Here is a 23015-nt window from a genome sequence, read left to right as displayed (position 1 = left end):
GCGCTTTGAGTTACGTCCAGCGACGGCATGGACTCTCGGCGACTTCATGGACAGGAAGAAATGATGAGTGAGACGTCCGAGCGCCCACATTCGCCGATCTTCGACACGCTCGAGGGCAAACGCGTTGCGCGGGCGTCGGAAGACGGCTGGCGGCGCTGGGGGCCTTATCTTTCCGAGCGCCAATGGGGCACGGTGCGCGAGGACTACAGCGCCGACGGCGATGCGTGGTCCTATCTGCCCCATGATCAGGCTCGCTCGCGCGCCTACCGGTGGGGCGAGGACGGCATTGCCGGCTTCTCGGACGAAGGCCAGCGCTGGTGCCTGTCATTGGGTTTATGGAACGGCGCCGATCCAATCCTGAAGGAGCGCCTGTTCGGCCTCGCCAATGCGGAGGGCAATCACGGCGAGGACGTGAAAGAGCTGTGGTGGCATCTCGATGCCGTGCCCAGCCATTCCTGGCAGCGCATGCTCTACCGCTATCCGCAAGGGCCCTTTCCTTATGCGGATCTGATCGCGGAGAACGCCCGGCGCAAAGGCAAGGATCAGCCGGAATACGAGCTGGAAGACACGTGTATCCTCTCTGAGAACCGCTTCTTCGACGTCACGGTGGACTACGCCAAGGGCACGCCGGACGAAATCCTGATGCGGCTGACCGTCGTCAATCGCGGGCCGGAGGTGAGGTCGATCCACGTCCTGCCCCAGCTCGTCGCGCGCAATATCTGGAGCTGGCGCGAAGGCATACCGAAACCGCAAATTAGCCCGGCATCGGCTGAAGCGGTCAGTGCCGTTCACCCAAACGTCCCCGAAATGCGCCTCGAAGCGCTGCAGCCGGCCACATGGCTCTTTTGCGAGAACGAGACCAATGTCCGCCGCCTCTATGGCGAGCAGGTGGAGGGCGCTTTCAAGGACGCGATTAACGATCGTATCGTCGGTGGTGGCGCCTCCGCGCTGCCTTCATCGGGAACGAAATGCGCGGCGCTCTCGGTTCACGAGATCGAGCCCGGCGCCAGCATCACCCTGCGCTATCGCTTCGCGCCGCCGACGGCCGAACCGATCGACGTTCTGGGCTTCGACAAAATCGCGGCCATGCGCCAAGGTGAGGCCGACAGCTTCTACGCAGCCCTGCAGCAGGACATGCAGGCGGAGGATGCCCGGCTCGTCCAGCGCCGGGCGCTTGCCGGCCTCCTCTGGTCGAAACAGACCTACCGCTACAATGTGAAACGCTGGCTCGACGGCGACCCGGCCCAGCCGGAGCCGCCGCAAGAACGCCTCCATGGCCGCAATGCGGACTGGACCAACCTCGACAATACCGAAGTGATCCTGATGCCGGACACCTGGGAATATCCCTGGTACGCATCCTGGGATCTCGCCTTTCATGCTTTGGCCGTGGCGCTTGTCGATCCGACATTCGCCAAGGAGCAACTGCTGCTTCTCACGCGCGAATGGTACATGCATCCAAGCGGCCAGATCCCGGCCTATGAGTGGAAGTTCGGCGATGCCAATCCGCCGATCCAAGCCTTTGCCGCCCTCCGGGTCTTCAGAATGGATAAGGCGGCGACAGGAAAAGCCGATCACGACTTCCTCGAACGCCTCTTTCACAAGCTGACGATCAACTTCACCTGGTGGGTGAACCGAAAGGATTCGCGCGGGCGCAATCTCTTTCAGGGCGGCTTTCTGGGCCTCGACAATATCGGCGTCTTCGACCGTTCAGCCCCGATCCCCGGCGGCGGAACGCTGGAACAGTCGGACGGCACGGCCTGGATGGCCATGTATGCCCTCAATCTCATGCGGATGGCGCTGGAGCTTGCGACACGCAATCCGGTCTATGAGGACCTCGCGACCAAGTTCTTCGAGCATTTCCTGGTGATTGCCTCCGCCATGGCGAATGTCGGATGCAAGGATGGGGATGGCGAGGCTTCGGGCGGCAGGAACGAAGACGGGCTCTGGGATGAAGCCGACGGCTTCTTCTACGACGCTCTCGTTCTGTTTGACGGAACCGAGAAGCGCTTGCGCGTACGCTCGCTCGTTGGCCTTATACCGCTCTGCGCCGTCGAGGTGCTCGATCCGGGGCTCGCTGAACGCCACCCGGATTTCGCCCGCCGGCTCGACTGGATGCTTCGCCATCGACCCGACCTCACCGATCAGGTTTCCCACTATCAGGACCGGGGCCAGGAAGAGCGTCTCCTGCTCTCGCTCCTTCGCGCTCACCGCATGCGCGCAATCCTGACACGGATGCTGGACGAGACGGAGTTCCTATCGCCCTACGGCGTACGCTCGCTCTCCAAGGCTCATGCCAAGGCGCCCTTCACCCTGGATTGCGACGGCATTCAAGCAAGTGTCGACTACGAGCCCGGCACCTCGACCTCGGGCATTTTTGGTGGCAATTCCAACTGGCGCGGCCCAGTCTGGATGCCGCTCAACGTGATGATCGTCGAGGCGCTCGCCGAATTCGATCGCTTCTACGGCGAGGGATTGACCGTCGAATGCCCGACCGGCTCCGGCGAGATGGCGACGCTCTCGGAGGTCGCGGACGAACTCTCACGCCGCCTCACCGCGCTTTTCCTGAAAGATGCAAATGGCGATCGCCCTGCCCTCGGCGGCCCAGCTCCGAGGACGGCGGACGGCACCGAACTCATTGTCTTCAACGAGTATTTCCATGGCGACACCGGCCAGGGCCTCGGTGCCTCCCACCAAACCGGCTGGACGGCCCTCGTCGCCCTGCTCCTGAACAAAGCGCTGTAAGGTCCTGAACAAAGCGCTGTAAGGGTAAAATTGCCTACCCAGCCGATCGGCGTCGTGAGAATGGTGGCGACGGTGACTCACGGCCTCCGCGCTCTACGCCGCGGGCGCTGCCCTTGAATCGTGAGCGTCACACGGGGACGATGCTCCCGTGCGACGTATCGAAACTGGCGTTCCAACGAGCGGTCAGGGGGATTCGAGACTGAGAGGCTGCGAGCTTTCCGTTCAGTGGGCGTGTCGCACGACACCCAGAAGCTTCGATGTAACAGATCGGAATGTTCGCTCGCTGCAGGCGCTGACGAGGACGCCGTTTTGGCGCGAAACCTTGTACGGCTCGCCGTCGGAGAACGCCACGTAACCGCCGGCCTCGGATGTAATGAGCGTGCCGGGCGCATGGTCCCAGGGCATGATGTTCGAATAGAGGTTGAAGTGCGAGCCGCCCGTTGCGAGCATCCGGTATTCGTGACCGGCATTGCGATAGTTCGCAACGACTTTCACCTGATCGAGGCTGCGAAAGAGGTGCGTGCGCTGCTTCGGCTCGAAATGGGTCGCGGAGATGATTCCGATCGCTTCATCGAGCGGCACCGGCCAGGCCACCTTGACCCTGCGCTGATCGCCATTCTTGAAATGCCAGAAGGCACCCGAACCCTTCTCGGCGCGGATGGTGTCGCCGCTGACCGGATCGTGGATTGCAGAGCAGACGACCTCGCCGTTCACCGCGACGGCAGCCATGATGGAAAACAGCGGCAAGCCCGCTGCGAAGTTCGCCGTCCCATCGATCGGATCGACGATGACCGCGACATCGGCGTCGGCAAGCTTCTTTAGCGTGCTGGCATCTTTCGACACAGACTCCTCGCCCACGAACAAGGCGTGCGGCGCGATGGTCTCGATTTCCTTGCGGATGAAGTCCTCGGTCTCGACATCGGCATCGGTCACCAGATCGATCGCGGAACTTTTCTCGCGAACATTCTCCTCGCCGAGATTACGGAAATACGGCATGACCTTTTCCACGCCCGCCCGCTTCAAGATGTCGGTCAAGCTATCGAGATCGATCGGATTTTCAGCCACGTCCAGTCACTCCATGTCTTATGCGGTCTTTGATGGATCCAGCCCGGCAAAATCGAAAAGTGACGCGTCAAGAAGATGGCTGGGCTTAGCATTTGCGAGGGCCCGCATCATCACCGCCTTGCGTCCTGGAAACCGGGCTTCCAGATCGTTCAGCATCGCTTTCGTCACGTTCCGCTGCAGACCGTCCTGGCTGCCACATAGATCACAGGGGATGATTGGAAAAGCCATCGCTTCGGCGAAACGGGCAAGATCCTCCTCCGCGGAATTGATCAGTGGCCTGAGGACGAGAAGATCACCCTCGTCGTTCAACAGCTTGGCCGGCATCGCCGAGAGCTTGCCGCCATGGAAGAGGTTGAGGAAGAACGTCTCCAGGCAATCGTCGCGGTGATGGCCGAGAACCAACGCCTCGCATCCCTCCTCCCGAGCGATCCGGTAAAGATGCCCGCGCCTCAACCGGGAGCACAGGGAGCAATAGGTCGCGTTGTCCGGCAGCTTGTCGGTGACGATCGAATAGGTGTCCCGGTATTCAATCCGGTGCGCGATCTCGTGTTTCGTCAGCCAGTCCGGCAGGATATGCTTGGGAAAATTTGGCTGTCCCTGATCGAGGTTGCAGGCGAGGAGATCGACCGGCAGAAGCCCGCGCCATTTGAGGTCGAGTAGCAGAGCCAGAAGCCCATAGGAATCCTTGCCCCCCGAAACGGCCACCAGCCAGCGCGCGCCCGGTCTCGCCATGGCATTCGCGGATATGGTCTCGCGAACTTCCCGGATGAGACGCTTACGAAGTTTCTTGAAGGATGTGGACGAGGGCGCGTTCGCAAAGAGAGGATGAAAGCCGGCATCTCCCGATTCATCGGTTTCGAGCGTCCCGCTCGCTTCGTCGATAATGGCGTCGTCGCGCATATGGCTTAACTCTCTTCGCTCGATAAAGGTCGGTTTAGCGGATCGGAGTCGGCGAAGAAACCACGATATCCAGACGGCAATCCGAAACGTGATAAATCGTCATGTCCGGCAAACTGCCCACGAGGGGAAGGACGCCCCGCCCCCGCGCCATATGGCCCGGAAACAAAAAAGCCGCCCTTTCGGACGGCTTTCTGGAAATTGCGGCGAAGATCGAAATCAATCAGCGCGAATAGAACTCGACGACGAGGTTCGGTTCCATCTGAACCGGGTACGGCACGTCGTGCAGACCAGGAACGCGCTGGAAGGTCGCAACCATCTTGTTGTGATCGACTTCGATGTAGTCCGGCACGTCGCGCTCGGCGAGGCCGACCGATTCCAGAACCAATGTCAGCTGCTTGGACTTCTCGCGAACCTCGATCACGTCGCCCGGCTTGCAGCGGTACGACTGGATGTTGGTGCGAACGCCGTTGACGTTGACATGGCCATGGTTGACGAACTGGCGGGCTGCGAAAACCGTCGGCACGAACTTCGCGCGATAGACGATCGCATCGAGGCGGCTCTCGAGCAGGCCAATCAGGTGCTCCGAGGTGTCACCCTTGCGGCGGGCGGCTTCCTCGTAGATCTTGCGGAACTGCTTCTCGCGGATGTCGCCGTAATAGCCCTTGAGCTTCTGCTTGGCGCGCAGCTGCACGCCGAAATCGCTCATCTTGCCCTTGCGGCGCTGGCCATGCTGGCCGGGGCCGTACTGGCGGCGATTCACCGGAGACTTCGGGCGCCCCCAGATGTTTTCGCCCATGCGGCGATCGATCTTGTACTTAGCGGATGTACGCTTTGTCATCGCATTTCCTTCGACAAACAAACATGCCCGGCCGCACAAGGCGCCGGGCCTTCAAGGAAACGCGCCCTCCTCTGCCTACCTTTCGGTGGCTGACAGGACTTGGCGAGGCGCTGCTCGTTCAAAGTCCACGGGACACGTTGAAAAGCCGCTCGAACGCCTGTCCGAACAGCTGGTTGGGTGAATAGTGCCTGCGAACCGCAGCGTCAAGCCTTTCCGCACTTTCTCGCCACCGCTCAGATGATTGCGAGCGGCTGGGCTCTCGTCGGCGGAGGGAAGGACGCATCGATTTCGACCAGATCCTCATCGGATAGTTCGATTTCTGCTGCTGCGGCATTGTCCCGAACATGCGCTTGTGTCGACGCCTTTGGGATGGCCATCACGCCATCGTGCCGGATCAGATAGGCCAGTGCGATCTGCGCCGGTGTCGCATCGTGGCGCTGTGCGATCGCGCCCAATGGACCGGAGAGCCTCTTTGCGCCATCGATCCCGAACGGCGTGTAGGCCATAATGCCGATGTCCTTCGAGCGGAGCCAATCCAGAAACGCGAACTCGATGCCGCGTTCCGCGACGCTGTAACAGAGCTGATTGACGGCAGGTCTTGCATTCGCGCCAACGGACAGGAGCTCATCCATGTCGTCACGGTCGAGGTTCGAGACGCCCCAATGGCGGATTTTGCCCTGGCTCTGAAGCGCTTCGAAAGCGTCCACCGTTTCACCGAACGGCACCGCCCCGCGCCAGTGGAGCAGATACAGATCGATCCGGTCCGTGCCGAGCCGTTTCAGCGAAGCCTCGCATGCGGCAATGGTGCCCGATCGCGAGGCATTGCCGGGAAGCACTTTCGAGACGAGAAAAACATCGTCGCGGACCGATGCGATTGCCTCGCCGACAAGCCGTTCCGACCGGCCCGAACCGTACATCTCCGCCGTATCGATAAGCGTCATCCCGAGATCGATACCGGTGCGAAGCGTCGCGATTTCCCGTTCCCGCTTCTGGGGATCATCGCCCATATGCCAGGTGCCCTGACCGATAGTAGGTACGGGCTCTCCGGCAATGAGTTCTGTCGTTCGCATCCTGATTCTCCGGTCTTTTCTCGCTCTCAACACGGCGCCATCTGGCGTAGGCGAGTGCGATGGCAAAGAGCTCTCCCAAACAGACAAAGCGGGCCACTCGAAAGCGGCCCGCCTCTACTAGATCTCGATAGAAACACGTCGGTTAAGCTGCAACCCGATCACCCTCGGCGGCGCGTTTCGAGCCCACGACGTGGAAGATCAACCGGTCGGAGCCGGCGGTGATCTTCACCGTGTCCTCGTCCTTCACCTTGCCGAGAAGGATTTCCTCGGCGAGCGGATCCTGCACCTCGCGCTGGATGACGCGCTTGAGAGGACGCGCACCATAGGCAGGATCGTAGCCCTTTCTGGCAAGCCACTCGCGGCCCTCACTATCGAGCTCGATCCTGATCTTGCGCTCGGCCAGAAGCTTTTCGAGACGCTCCATCTGGATGTCGACGATCGCTCCCATCTCGGAGCGGTGGAGACGATGGAACAGGATCGTCTCATCGACACGGTTGAGGAACTCCGGCCGGAACGTCGCCTGAACGACCGCCATCACGCGATCGCGTGCAGCTTCCGCGTTTTCGTCTTCACCGAGCGCCGTCAGGAATTCTGCGCCGAGGTTCGACGTCATGATGATCATGGTGTTGCGGAAGTCGACCGTTCTGCCCTGTCCGTCCGTCAGACGTCCGTCGTCCAGAACCTGGAGAAGAACGTTGAAGACGTCGGGATGGGCTTTCTCGATCTCGTCGAACAGGATGACCTGATAGGGTCGCCGGCGCACAGCCTCGGTCAGCGCACCGCCTTCCTCATAACCGACATAGCCCGGAGGGGCGCCGATCAGACGAGCGACGGAGTGCTTTTCCATGAACTCCGACATGTCGAGCCGAACCATCGCGGCCTCGTCGTCGAACAGGAAGCGTGCCAGCGCCTTGGTCAGTTCCGTCTTGCCGACACCGGTGGGGCCAAGGAAGATGAACGAGCCGATCGGCCGGTTCGGGTCCTGTAGGCCGGCCCGTGCCCGTCGCACAGCGCGGCTTACGGCCTGAACCGCTTCACCTTGCCCGACGACGCGCTTGGCAAGCGCATCTTCCATCCGCAACAGCTTGTCCCGTTCGCCTTCCAGCATCCGATCGACCGGAATGCCCGTCCAGCGGGAAACGACCTGCGCGACGTGATCGGCGGTCACTGTTTCCTCGACCATGGGGGTACTCGCCGACTGGTCGACGCTCTCCGCCTCTTTCAGTTCGGCTTCGAGCCTCGGGATTTCGCCATAAGCGAGCTCCCCGGCGCGCTGGAACTCGCCGCCACGCTGGGCGATGGCGAGCGCATTCCGTGCCTCGTCGAGCTGCCGCTTGAGGTCGGCCGCTTTTCCGAGCTTCGACTTTTCGGCCTGCCAGCTCTGGGTCAGCCGGTCGGATTCCTCTTCGAGGTTCGCAAGCTCGCTATCGAGGCGCTCCAGCCGATCCTTCGAGGCATCGTCGGTCTCCTTGCGGAGAGCCTCCCGCTCGATCTTCAGCTGCATGATGCGCCGGTCGATCTCGTCGAGAGCTTCGGGCTTGGAATCGACCTGCATGCGAAGACGCGCGGCCCCTTCGTCCACGAGGTCGATCGCCTTGTCTGGCAGGAAACGATCGGTGATGTACCGGTTCGACAGCTGAGCCGCTGCAACAAGAGCCGAATCCGAGATCCGCACCTGATGGTGCTGCTCGTACTTCTCCTTCAGGCCGCGCAGAATCGATATCGTATCCTCCACCGTCGGTTCAGACACGAAGACCGGCTGGAAGCGCCGCGCGAGCGCAGCATCCTTTTCCACATGCTTGCGATATTCATCGAGGGTGGTCGCACCGACGCAGTGAAGCTCACCGCGTGCGAGAGCCGGCTTCAGGAGATTGGAGGCGTCCATCGCTCCATCCGCCTTCCCGGCTCCCACCAGCGTGTGCATCTCGTCGATGAAAAGGACGACGCCACCGGCGGAGGCCGCGACTTCCGAAAGAACGGCCTTCAGCCGCTCCTCGAACTCGCCACGATATTTCGCACCAGCGATCAGCGCCCCCATATCGAGCGCCAGAAGCTGCTTGTCTCGGAGAGACTCGGGCACGTCGCCGTTCACGATGCGAAGGGCAAGGCCTTCCGCGATCGCCGTCTTGCCGACACCGGGCTCACCGATCAGCACCGGATTGTTCTTGGTGCGGCGAGACAGGACCTGAACCGTGCGGCGAATCTCGTCGTCGCGGCCGATCACCGGGTCGAGCTTGCCTTCGCGGGCAACGGCCGTGAGATCGCGAGCATACTTCTTCAACGCATCGTAGCCGCTCTCGGCCGACGCGGTGTCGGCCGTCCGGCCCTTGCGCAATTCGTTGATCGCATCGTTGAGCCCGTTGGCCGTGACGCCGGCCTTCCGCAAGATGTCCGCCGTCTTCGCCGACTTCTCGATGGTCATGGCGAGCAGAAGCCGTTCGACCGAGACGAAACTGTCGCCGGCCTTCTTGGCGATTTCCTCGGCGGTCGCGAACACCTTGGCGAGGGGCTGGGCAAGATACATCTGTCCGCCGCCGGTCACCTTCGGCATTGCGTTCAGCGCGGTATCCACAGCGAGACGCACGTCGTTGGGGCGCCCTCCAGCCTTTTCGATCAGGCCAGCCGCCATGCCCTGCTCGTCGTCGATCAGAACCTTCAGCAGGTGTTCCGCAGTGAACTGTTGATGGTCGCGGGACACGGCCATCGTCTGTGCGGCCTGGATGAAGCCGCGAACCCGTTCTGTGTATTTCTCGATATTCATCATCATCTCCCATTATCGAGACGACCCGCATTCGGCATCGTTCGAAGATGTTGTGGAGCACGGCTCCCTGACCATCAGGCAAGCCGTCCGAGACGTATATGGATATCGCGCAGCTTCCGGAAAAGACTTTGAGACGCAATCGGCCACGCACAAAAAAGGCCCCGATCACATCGGAGCCTATCCTGGTTCAGAGGCTGGAACGGCTGGTCAGGCGCGGACCTGACGCTTCGCCTGGAGAGGATCGCCAGCCAGAGCCGCGAAGATAAGAACGGCCACCACCGCGTAAACGAGGTTGAAGCCGAGAAGCATGCTCCAAGGCGCTTCCGCACCGCCAAAAACGAATTTGGTGAGAACCGCAGCAACCACGTCGCACCAAACGATACCGACGAGAACGGCCCATCCCATGGACATGCTCACGAAAAACACCGGAAGCACCACGGCGATTGCGATGGAAACCCCGTATTTTCCGAGATTTGTTACGAATGCGGAAAAGTCACCCCCCGCGAGGAAAGCAACGGCTGCGCCTGTCGCGATGCAGCCAAGGATGCCGCCAAGGATAATGCCCAGAATAATGCGGGATGTCATTCGACCCTCCAAGAGCAAAATGCGACAAGCCGAGATCGCTATTTCGCTCTAACTCTTTGTTTTACAAAATGATATGATCCGTAAAGTCATACAACTCTTCGGCACCATGCACTCATCATCGAGACCGTCCGTTCGGCCGGGAGAACCCAGCAGTCTCCGACCCCGCTCACATGGCCAATCAACTACCGACGGCTTTAAGGAAGTCAAGAATTCTAACCGGATCCTGAAACAACTTATTTTTCGGCTACGAAAACAAGGATCCAGCCGGACGGCGCCGTCGCGCGGCGCTTTGCATATCCGGCTTTGAATTGAGAAAATTCGAGATGAGCACGGCATCAGCCGCCGGACGGAAGATTTGCCCGGAAGGGCATTTCACGTCCGGCGACCGGCTCACCAGCCCGTCGCTATCAAAGCGAACGATTACCCGTTCGAGGCCAGCAGGAAGTCGGGCAGCTCGCTTTGCTCTTCCGACTTCTTTTCCGCCTGAGCCTCATCGTCGGCGGCCTTGACCTTGCGCGGACGGCCCGGTTTACGCTTCGGCTTGCTTTCGGCTTCCTCGTTCGAGGCCGTGGTCTCGGAGGTTTCGCCCTCTTCCGCCTTCACCTTGCGCGGGCGACCACGCCTGCGCGGCTTTTCAGCCTGTTCTGCCTGATCGTCGCTATCGCTGGCGACAACATCCGGCGTGTTTTCTGTTTCGTCGAATTCGCGCTGCGCATTCCGCTCGCGCGCTCGGCGGCTACGCACCTCCGACTCGCTATGGTCTCGCGAATTCGGGGTTTCGGCATCTGAGGATGCCACATGCTCGGCGATCACAGGCTGGGGGCCTGTTCCGGCGGGTTCGTTCTCTGAATTACGGTCTCGTTTCTGGCGATCGTCGCGTCCGTTGCGATCGCGGTTGTCGCGATTGCGGCGCTCGTTTCGATCTCCGCCATCGCGATCCCGGCGTTCACCCCTGCCCTGACGATCCTGTCGCTCCTGCCGATCTCCTCGATCCTGCCGATCTCCTCGATCCTGCCGGTCGCCGCGTTCCTGGCGGTCACCATCATTGCTCGAGTTTTGATCGGAGCGATCGCTGGTCCCGAATTCACGCCGGTCGAACCGATCATTGCCCGAGAACTGATCGTCGTCGTCGTCGTCGCGCTGATCGCGGTCGTCGCGCTGACCTTGGTTCTGCGGCTGGGCCTGCGCAATAATCCGATAATAATGTTCGGCATGCTGCAGATAGTTTTCAGCCATGACCCGATCGCCGGAAGCCGATGCGTCGCGCGCGAGCTGAGCGTACTTGTCCGCGATGTGCTGCGCGTTGCCGCGGATCTTAACGTCGGGACCGTTTGACTCATAGCTCCTGGAAAGCGGGTTTGGTCCTTTACGTCCGCGACCGCGCATCCGGTTCTTCTGCTGTCCTGGCCTCATGCTTTTCCTATTCTTACTCGAAGACCGATCTGTGTTCGGCCATCGTCCTTCTAGCGTGGGAGGGGCACATCTTGCCCGAGCGTGCGGCCGCAACCTTTTGCGCCGCAGAATAAGACAATCTGATGGTTTCGATAGCCGATCGTCCAAATGGTAATTCGGCATTCGAGGAACGCGGTTTCTTAGCGCCTACTCACTCCCCGGTCGCCGATTTCGGCGGCCCCGAGGAAATTCCTCGCCAATCATGTTCGCTGTCCTGAAGACCGTAATCGGGAATTTCGCGACCTACAAGCCCTATTTCTTGGATTTCCGGCAACAGGACCGACCATATTGTGCAAAATTATCGAAATCGTTCACTCCTCCTGCCATCAGATGAAGCGGAGAGCACGAACGACGCCGCCGTAGTCCATTTTCCATTCGGACAAAGTAAAACCCTGTCCTTCGAAAATGCGACTAACAGTGTCTTGCTGATCGTAACCGATTTCGAGGATGACCGATCCGCCTTCGGCAAGGATACCGCGCGTTTCGGATGCGATCGCCCGATAGGCATCCAAACCATCCTGACCGCCGTCGAGGGCAGCCCGGGGGTCGTAATCCCGCACTTCCGACGACAAGCCTTCGATGTCCCTTGTGGGAACATATGGAGGGTTTGAGACCACCAGATCAAGGGGTCCAGCGATCCCGGCGGTATATTCTGCCAAGAATGCTTCGAAGCGATCGCCCACCTGAAGCCTTTCCGCATTGCGCCTTGCCGTGGCGAGCGCATCCTCGCTGATATCCGTTGCGACCCCTGTGGTGACAGGAAGCTCTGCCAGGATCGACAGCGCGATGACGCCTGATCCGGTACCGATATCGAGGAAGCGAAGTGGACCCGTGCGCTTGCGGGATTTCAGAAACGCAATTCCCATCTCGACGACGATTTCCGTGTCGGGTCTCGGTTCGAGCGTGCCTGAGGAGAGTTCGAAATCGCGCCCGTAGAAACCTCTGCGGCCGAGAATGCGATGGACGGGTTCGCCGGCCAGCCTTCGTGCGATAAAGCCTGAAAAGTTCGCTTTTGCCTGCGGTTCGATCGCCCGCTCGCGCCGCGCAAGCAAGGTCGACGTCTCGATATCGAGCGCGCCGGCCATCAGGAAGCGGGCGTCCAGTTCGGCGTCGGCGATCCCGGCAACGTTCAATTGCCGAACGGCTGATCGAAGCACGTCGCCGATCGTTGGCGATGCGGTCCGGTCAGTCATCTGCGCCGACAGCAGCGAGCAGCTTCGCCTGATGGTCGGAGACGAGTGCGTCGACCAGCTCCTCCATTTCGCCCTCGATCACCTTGTCGAGCTTGTAGAGCGTAAGATTGATCCGGTGGTCCGTCACCCGGCCTTGCGGAAAATTATAGGTGCGAATGCGTTCGGACCGGTCGCCCGAGCCAACCTGGCTCTTGCGGGCAGCTGAGCGCTCGTCGTCGTATTTCTGGCGCTCCATGTCATAGAGCTTGGCTTTGAGCACCTGCATTGCCTGGGCTCGGTTCTGGTGCTGGGACTTTTCTGACGAGGTCACGACGATGCCGGTTGGCAGATGCGTGATGCGAACGGCGGAGTCCGTCGTATTGACGTGCTGACCGCCGGCGCCCGAGGCTCGCATGGTATCGATGCGGATATCTTCGGTTCGCACATCGACATCGATATCCTCGGCCTCCGGCAGAACCGCCACCGTCGCTGCCGAGGTGTGGATGCGTCCGCCGGACTCCGTCTCCGGAACCCGCTGCACCCGGTGAACGCCGGATTCGAACTTGAGGCGCGAGAAGACACCGACCCCCTTGATTGCAGCGATCACTTCCTTGAAGCCACCGATTTCCCCCTCGCTCGCGGAAAGAATTTCGACCTTCCACCGGTTCAATTCCGCATAGCGCTGGTACATGCGGTATAGATCGCCGGCGAAGAGCCCCGCCTCTGAGCCACCGGTTCCTGCGCGAATTTCCAGAATCGCGCCCTTGGCATCGGCAGCATCCTTCGGGAGGAGCAAAACCTGAATACGGCCGCGCAGGACTTCGCGCCTCTCCTTTAGATTCTCGATTTCGTCTTCGGCTAGGCCGCGCATCTCCCGATCTGCTTCGGGATCGTTGAGAAGGGCTTCCGCGTCCTCCAGCTCGGACTCCAGAGCCCGAAACTCGCGGATCGCGAACACGACTTCCTCGAGCGAGGCATATTCCGCAGCCAGCTTTGAATAGACCTCGTGCTCCGGCCCCTTGGCCATATCCATTTCGAGGCGCTCGAAGCGAGAGAGGATTTCATTCAGTGCTGCTGTCGGCAGATTGGCCATAGCGAGAATAGGCTTTCGATAAGACTTCCTGCCGCACATCGGCTGCGTCGTCAGCCGCGGCATTCTGTGGTGCCTCAGACATGGTCGGTTTGGGAGCCAGACTGTTTGAGGGCGTTCCTACTGCGTCACTTGCCGCTGGAAAAGGCCCCGGCATCGAAGGCCACTCATGGAGCGGCTACAATGGAACGCCGTTGGCCTTCGCAAATTCCGTCAGCACCGCCCGAAGATCGGTGGGCGACTGCGGGTTCGCAAGCTGTTCTTCGACGAGCTCAGTTGCTTTTGCGACATCAAGCTCGAGAATCATCGCCTTCACGGGCCCGATCGAGGGTGGTGCCATGGAAATCGATCGGAAACCGAGGGCGATAAGCGCAAGGGCGGCCACGGGCCTTGCCGCCATCTCACCGCAAAGCGTGACCTGCACGCCGTGTCGGTGGCCGGCATCGACGATCGTTTTCAACGCACGCAGGAATCCCGGCGCCAGATCCGAGAATCGGCTGGCAACCCTTGGATTACCCCGGTCGACGGCATAGAAGAACTGGAACAGGTCGTTCGATCCGATGGACACGAAGTCCAGATGCGGCATGATCTGATCGAGCTGGAAGATGAGGCTCGGCACTTCCAGCATCGCACCGAATTTCAGGCAGCTCGGCCGCGCGTAGCCGAAGCGGTCAAGATGGGCGAGTTCGCGATCGACGATCTCGCGGACGGCCAAAATCTCATAACAATCCGCGATCATCGGAACCATGAAGCGCAATTCACGGCCGGCGGCGGCCTTGAGAAGCGCGCGAAGCTGCGTGCGCAAAAGGCCGGGTCTATCCAGGGACAGACGAACGGCCCGATATCCGAGCGCCGGGTTTTCCTCCGAAATCTTCGCGAGATAGGGCAGCACCTTGTCGCCGCCGACATCAAGGGTCCGGAAAGTGACGGGCTTGCCGGCCGCGGTATCGAGCACGGCCTCGTAAAGCCGTTGCTGATCGTTGGTGCGCGGCATCGTCGAGGCGATCATGAATTGCAGCTCGGTCCGAAAAAGCCCGATACCCTCGGCACCCGCTTCTTCGAGATGCGGAAGATCGACGAGGAGCCCCGCATTCATCTGAAGACTGATCTTCACACCGTCGCGGGTCACTGCCGGGCGGTCGCGCATGCCCGCGTAGCGTTCCCTGCGCTTGGTCCGGAACGCTATCCTGTCGTTATAGGTTTCGACCACGTCCTGCATCGGACGCAGATGAACGCACCCATCCTCTGCGTCGACAATCGCGACATCGCCATTTTCGGCCATGGACACGATGCCGGGCGCCTGACCGACGACCGGAATGCCGAGCGCACGGGCGACGATCACCACATGGCTGGTCGCGGCCCCCTCCTCCAGCACCAGAGCCTTGATCCGATTGCGGCGGTAATCGAGGAGCTGCGCGGCGCCCATATTCCGCGCAACAAGGATCGCATCGTCGATCTCGTCCGTCGCGGAGGTCGAATGGCCGATCAACTGGCGCAGGAGCCGATTCGCAAGATCATCGAAATCGTGCAGCCGCTCACGAATATAGGCGTCGGAGAGGTGCATCATCCGGGCGCGCATGTCCGACTGGACCTTCTCGACCGCGCCTTCGGCGGTCAGACCGTTCCGCACGGCTTCCTCGAGCCGCCGTACCCAGCCGCGATCGTAAGCGAACATGCGGTAGGCTTCGAGTACGGCCTTATGCTCACCCTCGCCAGGAATATCGCGCCGAGAGATCATGTCCTCGATCGACGTGCGAAGCTCGGCAAGGGCGTCGTTCAGCCGCTCGACCTCGTCTTCGACATGCTCATTGAAGAGATTGGTGACGACGACCCGTGGCTCATGAAGCACCACACGTCCAATGCCGATTCCATCGGACAGCGCATCGCCGTTGAAGCTGACCGGACGCGATAAATCGAGGGTCACGCCAGGGCGAGACAATCCTTCCAGCCCACCGGCCGCAATCATCTCGGCGACAACCATCGCGACGGTTTCAAGCGCTTCGGACTCTTCTTCCCTGTAAAGGCGTTCGGTCGTGTTCTGAACCGTCAGGACGCCGAGCGTCCGCCCCGCGCGCAGGATCGGCACACCGAGAAAGGAGCGGTAAATTTCCTCGCCGGTCTCCGGAATATAGGTAAAGGCCGGATGATGCTGGGCCTGCTTCAGATTGAGCGGCCGGGCGGTCGCCGCAATCGTTCCGACGAGGCCCTCACCAAGACGAAGCTGTGCCAGATGCACCGAACCGGGGTTGAGACCCTGTGTGGCGTAGAGTTCGAGAACGGAATCGGAGCGCAGAACGTAAAGGGAGCAAACCTCCGCGACCATATTGCTCGCGATCAGCTCGACGATCCTGTCGAGGCGCGCCTGCCGATCGAGCGACTCGGCCATGAGTGCTCTTATGCTGCGCATCAGTACGCGCGGACCTGATATGTCGCTTCCGATCACGCGTAACGTCCGTTTCCAAAGCAGAGGCTGATCAGGCGTCAGCGACCTAAACCACCGATACCTGACCTTCGATCGTTTCAATATGCAACGGAACCCCGTTCCGCGACCTCGATGCGATCCCCACGCACCGGCTAAGCGTTTGTTTAGCGGGGCCGCCTTGTCGCTTCAAGCCTCGAGTCGAAACCATCACCAGCTATCTGAAGATGTATGTCACCTTCTCTGAATAACCGATCATCGGAAGCGGTGCCACTCGCTGAACGTTCGAGGGCACGTCCCGATTTGAGACGAGGGTGTCAAACCTTGTCCAGGCCGTAGACCGAATGGAGGCGGCGCACCGCCAGTTCGGTGAAGTCGCTGTCGATCAGGATGGAGATCTTGATCTCCGAGGTGGTGATTGCCCGGATGTTCACCGGGATCTTCGCCAGTTCCTTGAAGGCCGTCGCGGCGACGCCGGTATGGCTGCGCATGCCGATGCCGATGACGGAGACCTTGGTCAGCCCGGCCTCGCTCTGGATCGCGTCGTAGCCGCTGTCCGCCTTCGTCTTTTCGAGGACGTCTACCGCCTTCGACAGATCGGCCGCCGGCACCGTGAAGGTCATGTCGGTCGATTCGCCCGATTCCGAGATGTTCTGAACGATCATGTCGACGTTGACGCCGGCATCGGCGAGCGGGCCAAAGATCGCGGCCGCGACGCCGGGACGGTCCGCGACTCGCCGCAGCGATATCTGCGCCTCGTCCTTCGAATAGGCGATGCCGGAGACGACTTCCTGTTCCACGATCTCATCCTCGTCACAAATCAGCGTACCCGGGGGATTGTCGAAATCTCCCATCTCCGGGGCATCGGGGTCATCGAATGAAGACCGCACGAAGGTGCGGACCTTGTGGACCATTGCAAGCTCGACCGAGCGAACCTGAAGGACCTTTGCGCCGAGCGACGCCATTTCCAGCATCTCTTCGAACGCGATCTTGTTCATGCGGCGCGCCTTGGGCGCAATGCGCGGGTCGGTGGTATAGACGCCGTCGACATCCGTATAGATATCGCAGCGATCCGCACCAAGCGCTGCCGCGAGGGCAACGGCCGACGTATCCGACCCACCCCGGCCGAGCGTCGCAATCCGGTTGTCCGGCGCTATGCCCTGAAAGCCCGCGACGACAGCGACTTGCTTGTCCGCAAAGCGGCGAACGATCTCCGAGCCATCGATATCGCCGATGCGCGCGGCACCGTGGGCAGCATCGGTCTTGAGCGGAATTTGCCAGCCGAGCCAGGAGCGCGCGTTGACGCCCATGTCCTGAAGCACGATGGCAAGGAGACCGGCTGTCACCTGTTCGCCGCTCGCAACGACGGTGTCGTATTCCCGGGCGTCGTGCAGCTGGCTGGCCTCGCGGCACCAGCCGACGAGTTCATTGGTCTTGCCGGCCATTGCGGACACGACGACGGCGACTTCGTGGCCGGCATCGACCTCACGTTTGACGTGCCGGGCCACATTCCGGATGCGGTCGAGGTCGGCAACCGAAGTGCCGCCGAATTTCAGAACGAGACGGGCCATGGAAATATGAGCAGGGCGGCAGCCAGACGTTTGAGATGTCCGCCGCGAAGTCCTTCGGGTTACGGAATGGATATTTGCCCGGCGCTGTCGCACCGAAAAGCGCGAGTTCCCTAACCGAGGCCATTTGATTTGACAACGGTGAATGAACAGATCGGTGCGGTGACGCTGCCTTCACGCAGGCGCCTCGCGCGGCATCGCGGCGCATCCTGATGCGAATTGCCTTGACTTCGTCGGCAACCGACGAAATTCGATGAACGATAGATGGTCAAACCTTGCGGGACAGAACGCCATGAGCCAGGCACACGGCAACACGATCGACCAGGACGAGATCGACCGGTTCTCCAAGCTCGCTGCCGAGTGGTGGAACCCCAAGGGAAAGTTCAAGCCGCTCCACAAGTTCAATCCGACCCGGCTCGAAGAGATACGTGAACAGGTCGCGCTCAATTTCGATCGTCCCCTCGGACAGTCGAAGCCATTCGCCGGCCTGTCGCTCCTCGATATCGGCTGTGGCGGCGGCCTCATCTCCGAGCCAATGCGGCGTCTTGGTTTCGATGTGACGGCAGCGGATGCGTCCGAGACCAATATCGAGGTCGCAAAGCTCCACGCGATGGAAGCCGGTCTCGACATCAACTACCGGGCAACGACGGCCGAAGCGATCGCAGCCGAGGGCAAGACCTTCGATGTCGTTCTGGCGCTTGAGATCGTCGAGCATGTCTCTGACGTTCCCTTCTTCCTGACCACCTGCGCGGACATGGTGAAGCCGGGAGGCCTCCTTTTCGTCGCAACGATCAACAGAACCGCCAAGGCCCTCGCCTTCGCGATCGTTGGTGCAGAATACGTTCTCGGTTGGCTGCCCAAGGGGACCCACCAATATTCCAAACTGGTTCGCCCCGAAGAGATCGAGGGGCCGGTCAGCGCGGCAGGCATGAGCGTGATCGAGGAACTGGGCGTCGTCTACCATCCGCTCGAAGACGCCTGGAAACGCTCCTCCGATACCTCGGTAAACTTCATGACCATCGCGCGTCGCCCCGCCGCCTGACACGCTGTGCGGCTTTTACCGCTGGAAGGTGTGGCAACACCGAACTGGAGCAGGGGCGGCATTGCCATTCGCCAACCCCAAGCGATCGGGCGGGCTTGCCGTGTGCAAGCCCGCCCGCGCGGGCTATCAGTGTTTGGTTCCGGAAAAAGACAATCAAATCTCCGCGTGTTTACCTCCCGGTAACGTGAGCGGCTTATTCGGTTCAGTTGATCGTTAAAAAGCTGCCTGTTAAGCTTCGATTAACTCAATGCTGCTTATTGTCTGAAAATCGCGCATGAAGCGCCATTCGGCCAAGCCCTGACGACCAACTGTGTTTGGTCTTCCGGTCGCAGCACGTGAGGACCACTATGCCCGCGCAAAATTCGGAAAATGCGATCCGCGAACAATCCTGTCCGATTTCGCTGGATCTTCTGGCTCAGCTCATTCGCGCCGATGGCGAGGTTCGAGACGAGCTGATTCTGGATATTCCAGGAGAGGACAGAGCAGCGCTCGGTTTTTTCTGCTACAGCCGTGTTCACCTCAGAAGCCTCGCCTTCGATGTGGTCCTGCAGTGCGAGATGAAAGATCTTCGTCAGTTCGCGGGCGCGAAGGGCGATCTGCTCCGGCAGCAGGCTCTCGATTTCAAAAAGGAAGCCGCTTCCAAGACCCGCAGCCGACGCGGAATCACGCTGGCGCGAAGGGCCGTGGCCTGACATCGTTACGGACCGCCACAGCTCACTAGCTTCAAGGGAATGGCGGTCAGTTCTTGTCTTCGGGTAGTGCCGGCAAGGGAAACGCCAGGATACCCTCCTCGTGGAGGGCCTTCACCTCTTCACGGCTCGCCTCGCCGTAGACGCCTTTCTTCGCGCTTTCCCCGTAATGGACGCGGCGCGCCTCTTCCGCAAATTTCGGGCCCACATAGTCCGCTTGCTTGCGCAAGGCGCGGACCTCGGTCTGCAAGGCCGACCAAAGTTCTTTCACCTTTGCGATGGTCTCATCGGACGGTGCCTCCGTCGCGACCGTCGTCGCGCTCTCGTTCGCCGATCCGGAAGAGGCCTCGCCTGCAGTCTCGCCCTTGGCATTCGACCCAATCGCAGGCCGCATCAACGCCTTTTCAACGTTCGTTTCGCCGCAGTATGAGCAGGTGACCAGCCCCCTGCCCAGCTGCGCTTCGAAATCCGAAGTCGACCTGAACCAGCCATCGAACCGATGGCCGTTGCAGCATTTCAGCGCGAAATGGATCATGTCTGGTTGCCCGCGGATTGCCGGGGCGCTCCACTGTTACTATCCGCGCCGACCGACCTCGAGACCGCAATCGATCGTCCGCCGGACTGGAAAACACGGGCGTTGGAGAGATTGGGAATTTTCGCCCGTGTCGCGCCGACGAGAGCAAGATCGATATCCGCGACGGCGATGCCCGGCTCGTTGCCCTGAACCTCCGCCAGCACCCGGCCCCATGGATCGACGATCAGGGAATGACCGTAGGTGTCGCGCCCATCCTCGTGAATGCCGCCCTGGGCGGCGGCAATGACGAAGGCGCCATTTTCGATCGCCCGCGCTTGCAACAGGATATGCCAGTGGGCCTCACCGGTCTGCCGCGTGAAGGCTGCCGGCGCGGTCAGGATGTCCGCGCCGGCGATGGCTTGTTCGCGAAAGAGATGGGGAAAGCGCATGTCGTAGCAGATGGCGAGCCCGAGCTTCGCCGACGCGCCGTTCGGTTCGATCTCGGCGACGATCGCCTCTTCACCGGGGCGGTAGGTCCGCGATTCCCGCCAGCTTTCGCCGCCATCGAGATCGACGTCGAACATGTGGATCTTGTCGTAAGAGACGCTCTTGCCTCCGTCCGGGCCAAAGAGGAGAGCGCGGTTGGCGACCTGTCCGTCTTCAAGCGCGACGGCAATGGAGCCGACATGGATATGGATGGCATGGGCTTTCGCGAGCCATGCTGCCGTCTGCGCGACAGGGTCGGCGGCTTCGGAAGAGAGACTCTGCCGCAGCGTCGCCCGGTCCCGCTGGATCATATTGGTCATTTCGGGCGACTGTACGTAGTCGGCGCCAGCGGCCACAGCCTCCTCGACGAGCGCGGCGAAGCGCTCGGCGTTCTTCGCGGGCTCGATCCCGGACCGCATCTGGAGAACAGCCGCGCGAAAAACGGTCATTCCTGCAAATTTCCTTCTGTGGTCGCCCGCTACCTGTCAGGCGTTGAGCATCGGATCGAGCTTGCCCGCCCGTTCCAAGGCAAAAAGATCGTCGCAGCCGCCGACATGGGTCTCGCCGATGAAGATTTGCGGAAAGGTCGAGCCGCCGTTCGCGCGCTCGCGCATTTCCTGGCGCAGATCCGGCGATGCGGTCGCATCCTTCTCTTCATAGGCAACGCCCTTTTCGTCGAGCAGCCGCTTGGCCCTCGCGCAAAAACCGCAGAGCTGGCGAGTGTAGATGGTGATATCGGGCATGGGACCTTCTTGCGGCTGGAACGGTTCGAATTTCACGAGGATATGGCCTCACATATCAAATGCCGCAACCCGCGCGAAGGTGAGCACGTTCACCGCTTCGGCGCCCGCCCGCTTCAGCGCTTTCGTCGCGCTCGATACGGTCGACCCGGTGGTGAAAACGTCGTCGATGAGGAGAACGGTCTTCCCCAGCACCTGATCGCGTCGTTCCGGTCGCACCTTGAAGGCGCCGCGAACATTGTCGCGCCGCTGGTTGCGGCCGAGGCCGACCTGCTTTTTCGTCGGCTTGATCCGGTCGAGCGCAGCCGGGGCGAATTGAAGCCCGGATGCTTTCGCGATCGACCGTGCGATTTCGGCGGACTGGTTGAACTGCCGCTGCCAGAGCCGTCTCCTGTGAAGCGGGACCGGAATGACGATTTCGCTCTCAGCGACGATTTCCCGTCCGGCGCGCATCATCCAGGCCGCCATCAACGGAACGAGGTCGAGCCGATCGCGATATTTCAGCGATGACACGAGACGCCGGGCAATGTCGTCGTATAGAGCGACGGCACGCAGTTTCTCGAAGGGTGGCGGGTCGGCGATCGCTTCTACCGAAACGATGCCCGCGCCTTGATCATACGAAAACGGCAGACAAAGAATGTCGCAATAAGGCCGTTCGATGAAGCGCAGACTGGACCAGCAGGCTGGGCACAGGGCTGAGGGCTGAGCAACGCCGATACCGCAACCGGCACAGATCGGTGGGAACAGAACATTCCCGAACGTCTTAGCCAGAGAATTGCCGCAGCGCTTGAGAGCGTGCAATTTCCGAAACCTCGCGGTGCGAATGGGCTTGGATGCTAGACTTGCTCCGGCATGCCCCGCTTCTTGCCGAACAATCACGACTATATCCCCGTGCGAACGGAAGACACCAGATCGAAAGGCAGACATGTCGATTGCACCGGAAACATCCGTCGGAACGGTCGTCGATCGAGACCTGACGACGCGGCGGCGCGTCCGCCGCGCGGCAGAAGAGGCGGCGGAGCAACCCAGCTTTCTCCACGAGGTTTCGGCGGACGAACTGTCCGAGCGCCTCGGCGTCACCAAGCGTGACTTCGAACACTGTCTTCTTATCGATGATGCCTATGCTGCTTTGCGACAGCGAATCGTCGGACTCTCCAACGTCAAAAACCTCATATCGAGCGCTCCCCACGCCGCGCTTCTCAAGCATGCGCCCATCGGCGTCGTCGCGGATGAGGAAACGCTGCCCTTCGCCGCGGGAACGCTTGATCTCGTCCTGTCCAACCTGACGCTGCATCTGACCAACGACACACCCGGTACGCTCGTTCAGATCAGGCGTGCCCTGAAGCCGGACGGGCTGTTCTCGGCCGCGCTGTTCGGCGGGGATACGCTGACGGAATTGCGCCAATCCCTGCTTGCCGCAGAAGCTGAATCCGCAGGCGGCGTCTCGCCCCGCGTCGTTCCCTTTCCCGATATACGCGACCTTGGCAGCCTTCTGCAGCGCGCCGGTTTCTCTCTTCCGGTCACCGATCAGGATCGGCTGACCGTCCGCTACGATACGATGTTCGATCTGATGCGGGATCTTCGCGCCATGGGACTTTCGAACAGCCTTGTCCAACGATCGCGTCGACCGACGACACGCTCGTTCTTCATTCGGGCTGCCGAAATCTACGCTGAGCGGTTCTCTGACCCGGACGGGCGCATCCGCGCGACCTTCGACTATGTCTATCTCTCGGGATGGGTGCCGCATGAAAGCCAGCAGAAACCGGCGCGTCGTGGCAGCGCAAAGGTCAGCATGAAAGAGGCATTGGAGCGGCGGGGATCATAGGTTTCCGTCACGCTCGAAGATCGGAGGTAATGAGCGTTTTCGGTTCAACCCCTTCTG

20 protein-coding genes and 1 pseudogene are annotated in these 23015 nt (G+C 60.9%); 3 read left to right on the top strand and 18 right to left on the bottom strand.

The window, feature by feature from the left end; all coding sequences use genetic code 11:
• Positions 1-63 precede the first annotated feature (63 nt).
• Positions 64-2742, top strand: coding sequence for an MGH1-like glycoside hydrolase domain-containing protein (locus tag ABDX79_RS03110; RefSeq protein ID WP_346218776.1), 2679 nt, complete (start codon positions 64-66; stop codon positions 2740-2742).
• 222 nt (positions 2743-2964) lie between these two features.
• Here the strand turns inward: ABDX79_RS03110 and ABDX79_RS03105 are convergent, their stop codons facing one another.
• From ABDX79_RS03105 to ABDX79_RS03045, 13 genes and pseudogenes are all read right to left on the bottom strand, one after another.
• Positions 2965-3807: an inositol monophosphatase family protein gene (locus tag ABDX79_RS03105; protein ID WP_346218775.1), complete on the bottom strand. Its 843-nt coding sequence runs from the start codon at positions 3805-3807 to the stop codon at positions 2965-2967.
• An 18-nt stretch (positions 3808-3825) separates the two neighbouring features.
• Complete coding sequence (gene ttcA, locus ABDX79_RS03100) at positions 3826-4707, bottom strand: tRNA 2-thiocytidine(32) synthetase TtcA (RefSeq protein ID WP_346218774.1); 882 nt, start codon at positions 4705-4707, stop codon at positions 3826-3828.
• Positions 4708-4927: 220 nt separating this feature from the next.
• Positions 4928-5545, bottom strand: a complete 618-nt coding sequence (gene rpsD, locus ABDX79_RS03095; protein WP_346218773.1) for a 30S ribosomal protein S4 — start codon at positions 5543-5545, stop codon at positions 4928-4930.
• Positions 5546-5778: 233 nt separating this feature from the next.
• On the bottom strand, positions 5779-6615 hold the full coding sequence (locus ABDX79_RS03090; RefSeq protein WP_346218772.1) for an aldo/keto reductase: 837 nt from the start codon (positions 6613-6615) through the stop codon (positions 5779-5781).
• A gap of 142 nt (positions 6616-6757) precedes the next feature.
• The gene (gene clpB, locus ABDX79_RS03085) at positions 6758-9376 is read right to left on the bottom strand and encodes an ATP-dependent chaperone ClpB (RefSeq protein WP_346218895.1); all 2619 of its coding nucleotides are present in this window, start codon (positions 9374-9376) and stop codon (positions 6758-6760) included.
• Positions 9377-9583: 207 nt separating this feature from the next.
• Positions 9584-9961, bottom strand: a complete 378-nt coding sequence (locus ABDX79_RS03080; RefSeq protein WP_346218771.1) for a hypothetical protein — start codon at positions 9959-9961, stop codon at positions 9584-9586.
• 420 nt (positions 9962-10381) lie between these two features.
• Entirely contained in the window at positions 10382-10705 is a 324-nt protein-coding gene (locus ABDX79_RS03075; protein ID WP_346218900.1) for a hypothetical protein, read from the bottom strand.
• A gap of 65 nt (positions 10706-10770) precedes the next feature.
• Positions 10771-11007 (bottom strand): hypothetical protein, encoded by a 237-nt coding sequence (locus ABDX79_RS03070; protein WP_346218899.1) that lies wholly within the window; start codon positions 11005-11007, stop codon positions 10771-10773.
• Between the two features lie 184 nt (positions 11008-11191).
• Positions 11192-11347, bottom strand: a pseudogene (locus ABDX79_RS03065) (DUF4167 domain-containing protein); the annotation flags it as partial.
• 392 nt (positions 11348-11739) lie between these two features.
• Positions 11740-12606, bottom strand: a complete 867-nt coding sequence (prmC, locus tag ABDX79_RS03060; RefSeq protein ID WP_346218770.1) for a peptide chain release factor N(5)-glutamine methyltransferase — start codon at positions 12604-12606, stop codon at positions 11740-11742.
• The gene (prfA, locus tag ABDX79_RS03055; protein WP_346218769.1) at positions 12599-13678 is read right to left on the bottom strand and encodes a peptide chain release factor 1; all 1080 of its coding nucleotides are present in this window, start codon (positions 13676-13678) and stop codon (positions 12599-12601) included. The genes prmC and prfA overlap by 8 nt, the downstream gene beginning before the upstream one ends.
• A 175-nt stretch (positions 13679-13853) precedes the next feature.
• Positions 13854-16061, bottom strand: a complete 2208-nt coding sequence (ptsP, locus tag ABDX79_RS03050; protein ID WP_346218768.1) for a phosphoenolpyruvate--protein phosphotransferase — start codon at positions 16059-16061, stop codon at positions 13854-13856.
• A 350-nt stretch (positions 16062-16411) separates the two neighbouring features.
• Positions 16412-17665 carry an aspartate kinase gene (locus tag ABDX79_RS03045; RefSeq protein ID WP_346218767.1) on the bottom strand — a complete coding sequence of 418 codons (1254 nt, stop codon included), beginning with the start codon at positions 17663-17665 and terminating at the stop codon, positions 16412-16414.
• Between the two features lie 289 nt (positions 17666-17954).
• On the opposite strand from ABDX79_RS03045, the gene ubiG reads away from it, so the two are divergent.
• The gene (gene ubiG, locus ABDX79_RS03040; RefSeq protein WP_346218766.1) at positions 17955-18704 is read left to right on the top strand and encodes a bifunctional 2-polyprenyl-6-hydroxyphenol methylase/3-demethylubiquinol 3-O-methyltransferase UbiG; all 750 of its coding nucleotides are present in this window, start codon (positions 17955-17957) and stop codon (positions 18702-18704) included.
• A 254-nt stretch (positions 18705-18958) separates the two neighbouring features.
• On the opposite strand, the gene ABDX79_RS03035 is transcribed toward ubiG, so the two are convergent.
• The 5 genes from ABDX79_RS03035 to ABDX79_RS03015 are packed head-to-tail and all read right to left on the bottom strand — an operon-like array spanning position 18959 to position 21934.
• Positions 18959-19399, bottom strand: a complete 441-nt coding sequence (locus tag ABDX79_RS03035) for a hypothetical protein (protein ID WP_346218765.1) — start codon at positions 19397-19399, stop codon at positions 18959-18961.
• Between the two features lie 43 nt (positions 19400-19442).
• A complete protein-coding gene (locus ABDX79_RS03030) occupies positions 19443-19928 on the bottom strand; it encodes a DUF1178 family protein (protein WP_346218764.1) in 486 nt (161 codons plus the stop codon).
• Complete coding sequence (locus ABDX79_RS03025) at positions 19925-20842, bottom strand: carbon-nitrogen hydrolase family protein (RefSeq protein WP_346218763.1); 918 nt, start codon at positions 20840-20842, stop codon at positions 19925-19927. The genes ABDX79_RS03030 and ABDX79_RS03025 overlap by 4 nt, the downstream gene beginning before the upstream one ends.
• 36 nt (positions 20843-20878) lie before the next feature.
• Positions 20879-21136: a glutaredoxin 3 gene (grxC, locus tag ABDX79_RS03020; protein WP_346218762.1), complete on the bottom strand. Its 258-nt coding sequence runs from the start codon at positions 21134-21136 to the stop codon at positions 20879-20881.
• Between the two features lie 48 nt (positions 21137-21184).
• Positions 21185-21934 carry a ComF family protein gene (locus ABDX79_RS03015; protein WP_346218761.1) on the bottom strand — a complete coding sequence of 250 codons (750 nt, stop codon included), beginning with the start codon at positions 21932-21934 and terminating at the stop codon, positions 21185-21187.
• A 130-nt stretch (positions 21935-22064) separates the two neighbouring features.
• Between ABDX79_RS03015 and ABDX79_RS03010 the strand changes: the two genes are divergently transcribed.
• Complete coding sequence (locus ABDX79_RS03010) at positions 22065-22958, top strand: methyltransferase domain-containing protein (RefSeq protein WP_346218894.1); 894 nt, start codon at positions 22065-22067, stop codon at positions 22956-22958.
• The last annotated feature ends 57 nt before the right edge of the window (positions 22959-23015 follow it).

Source organism: Fulvimarina fulva (assembly GCF_039652615.1).
In the GTDB taxonomy this organism is placed as follows: domain Bacteria; phylum Pseudomonadota; class Alphaproteobacteria; order Rhizobiales; family Rhizobiaceae; genus Fulvimarina.
The sequence above is the reverse complement of the archived record's forward strand: the minus strand, read 5'-3'. Positions and strand labels throughout refer to the sequence as shown.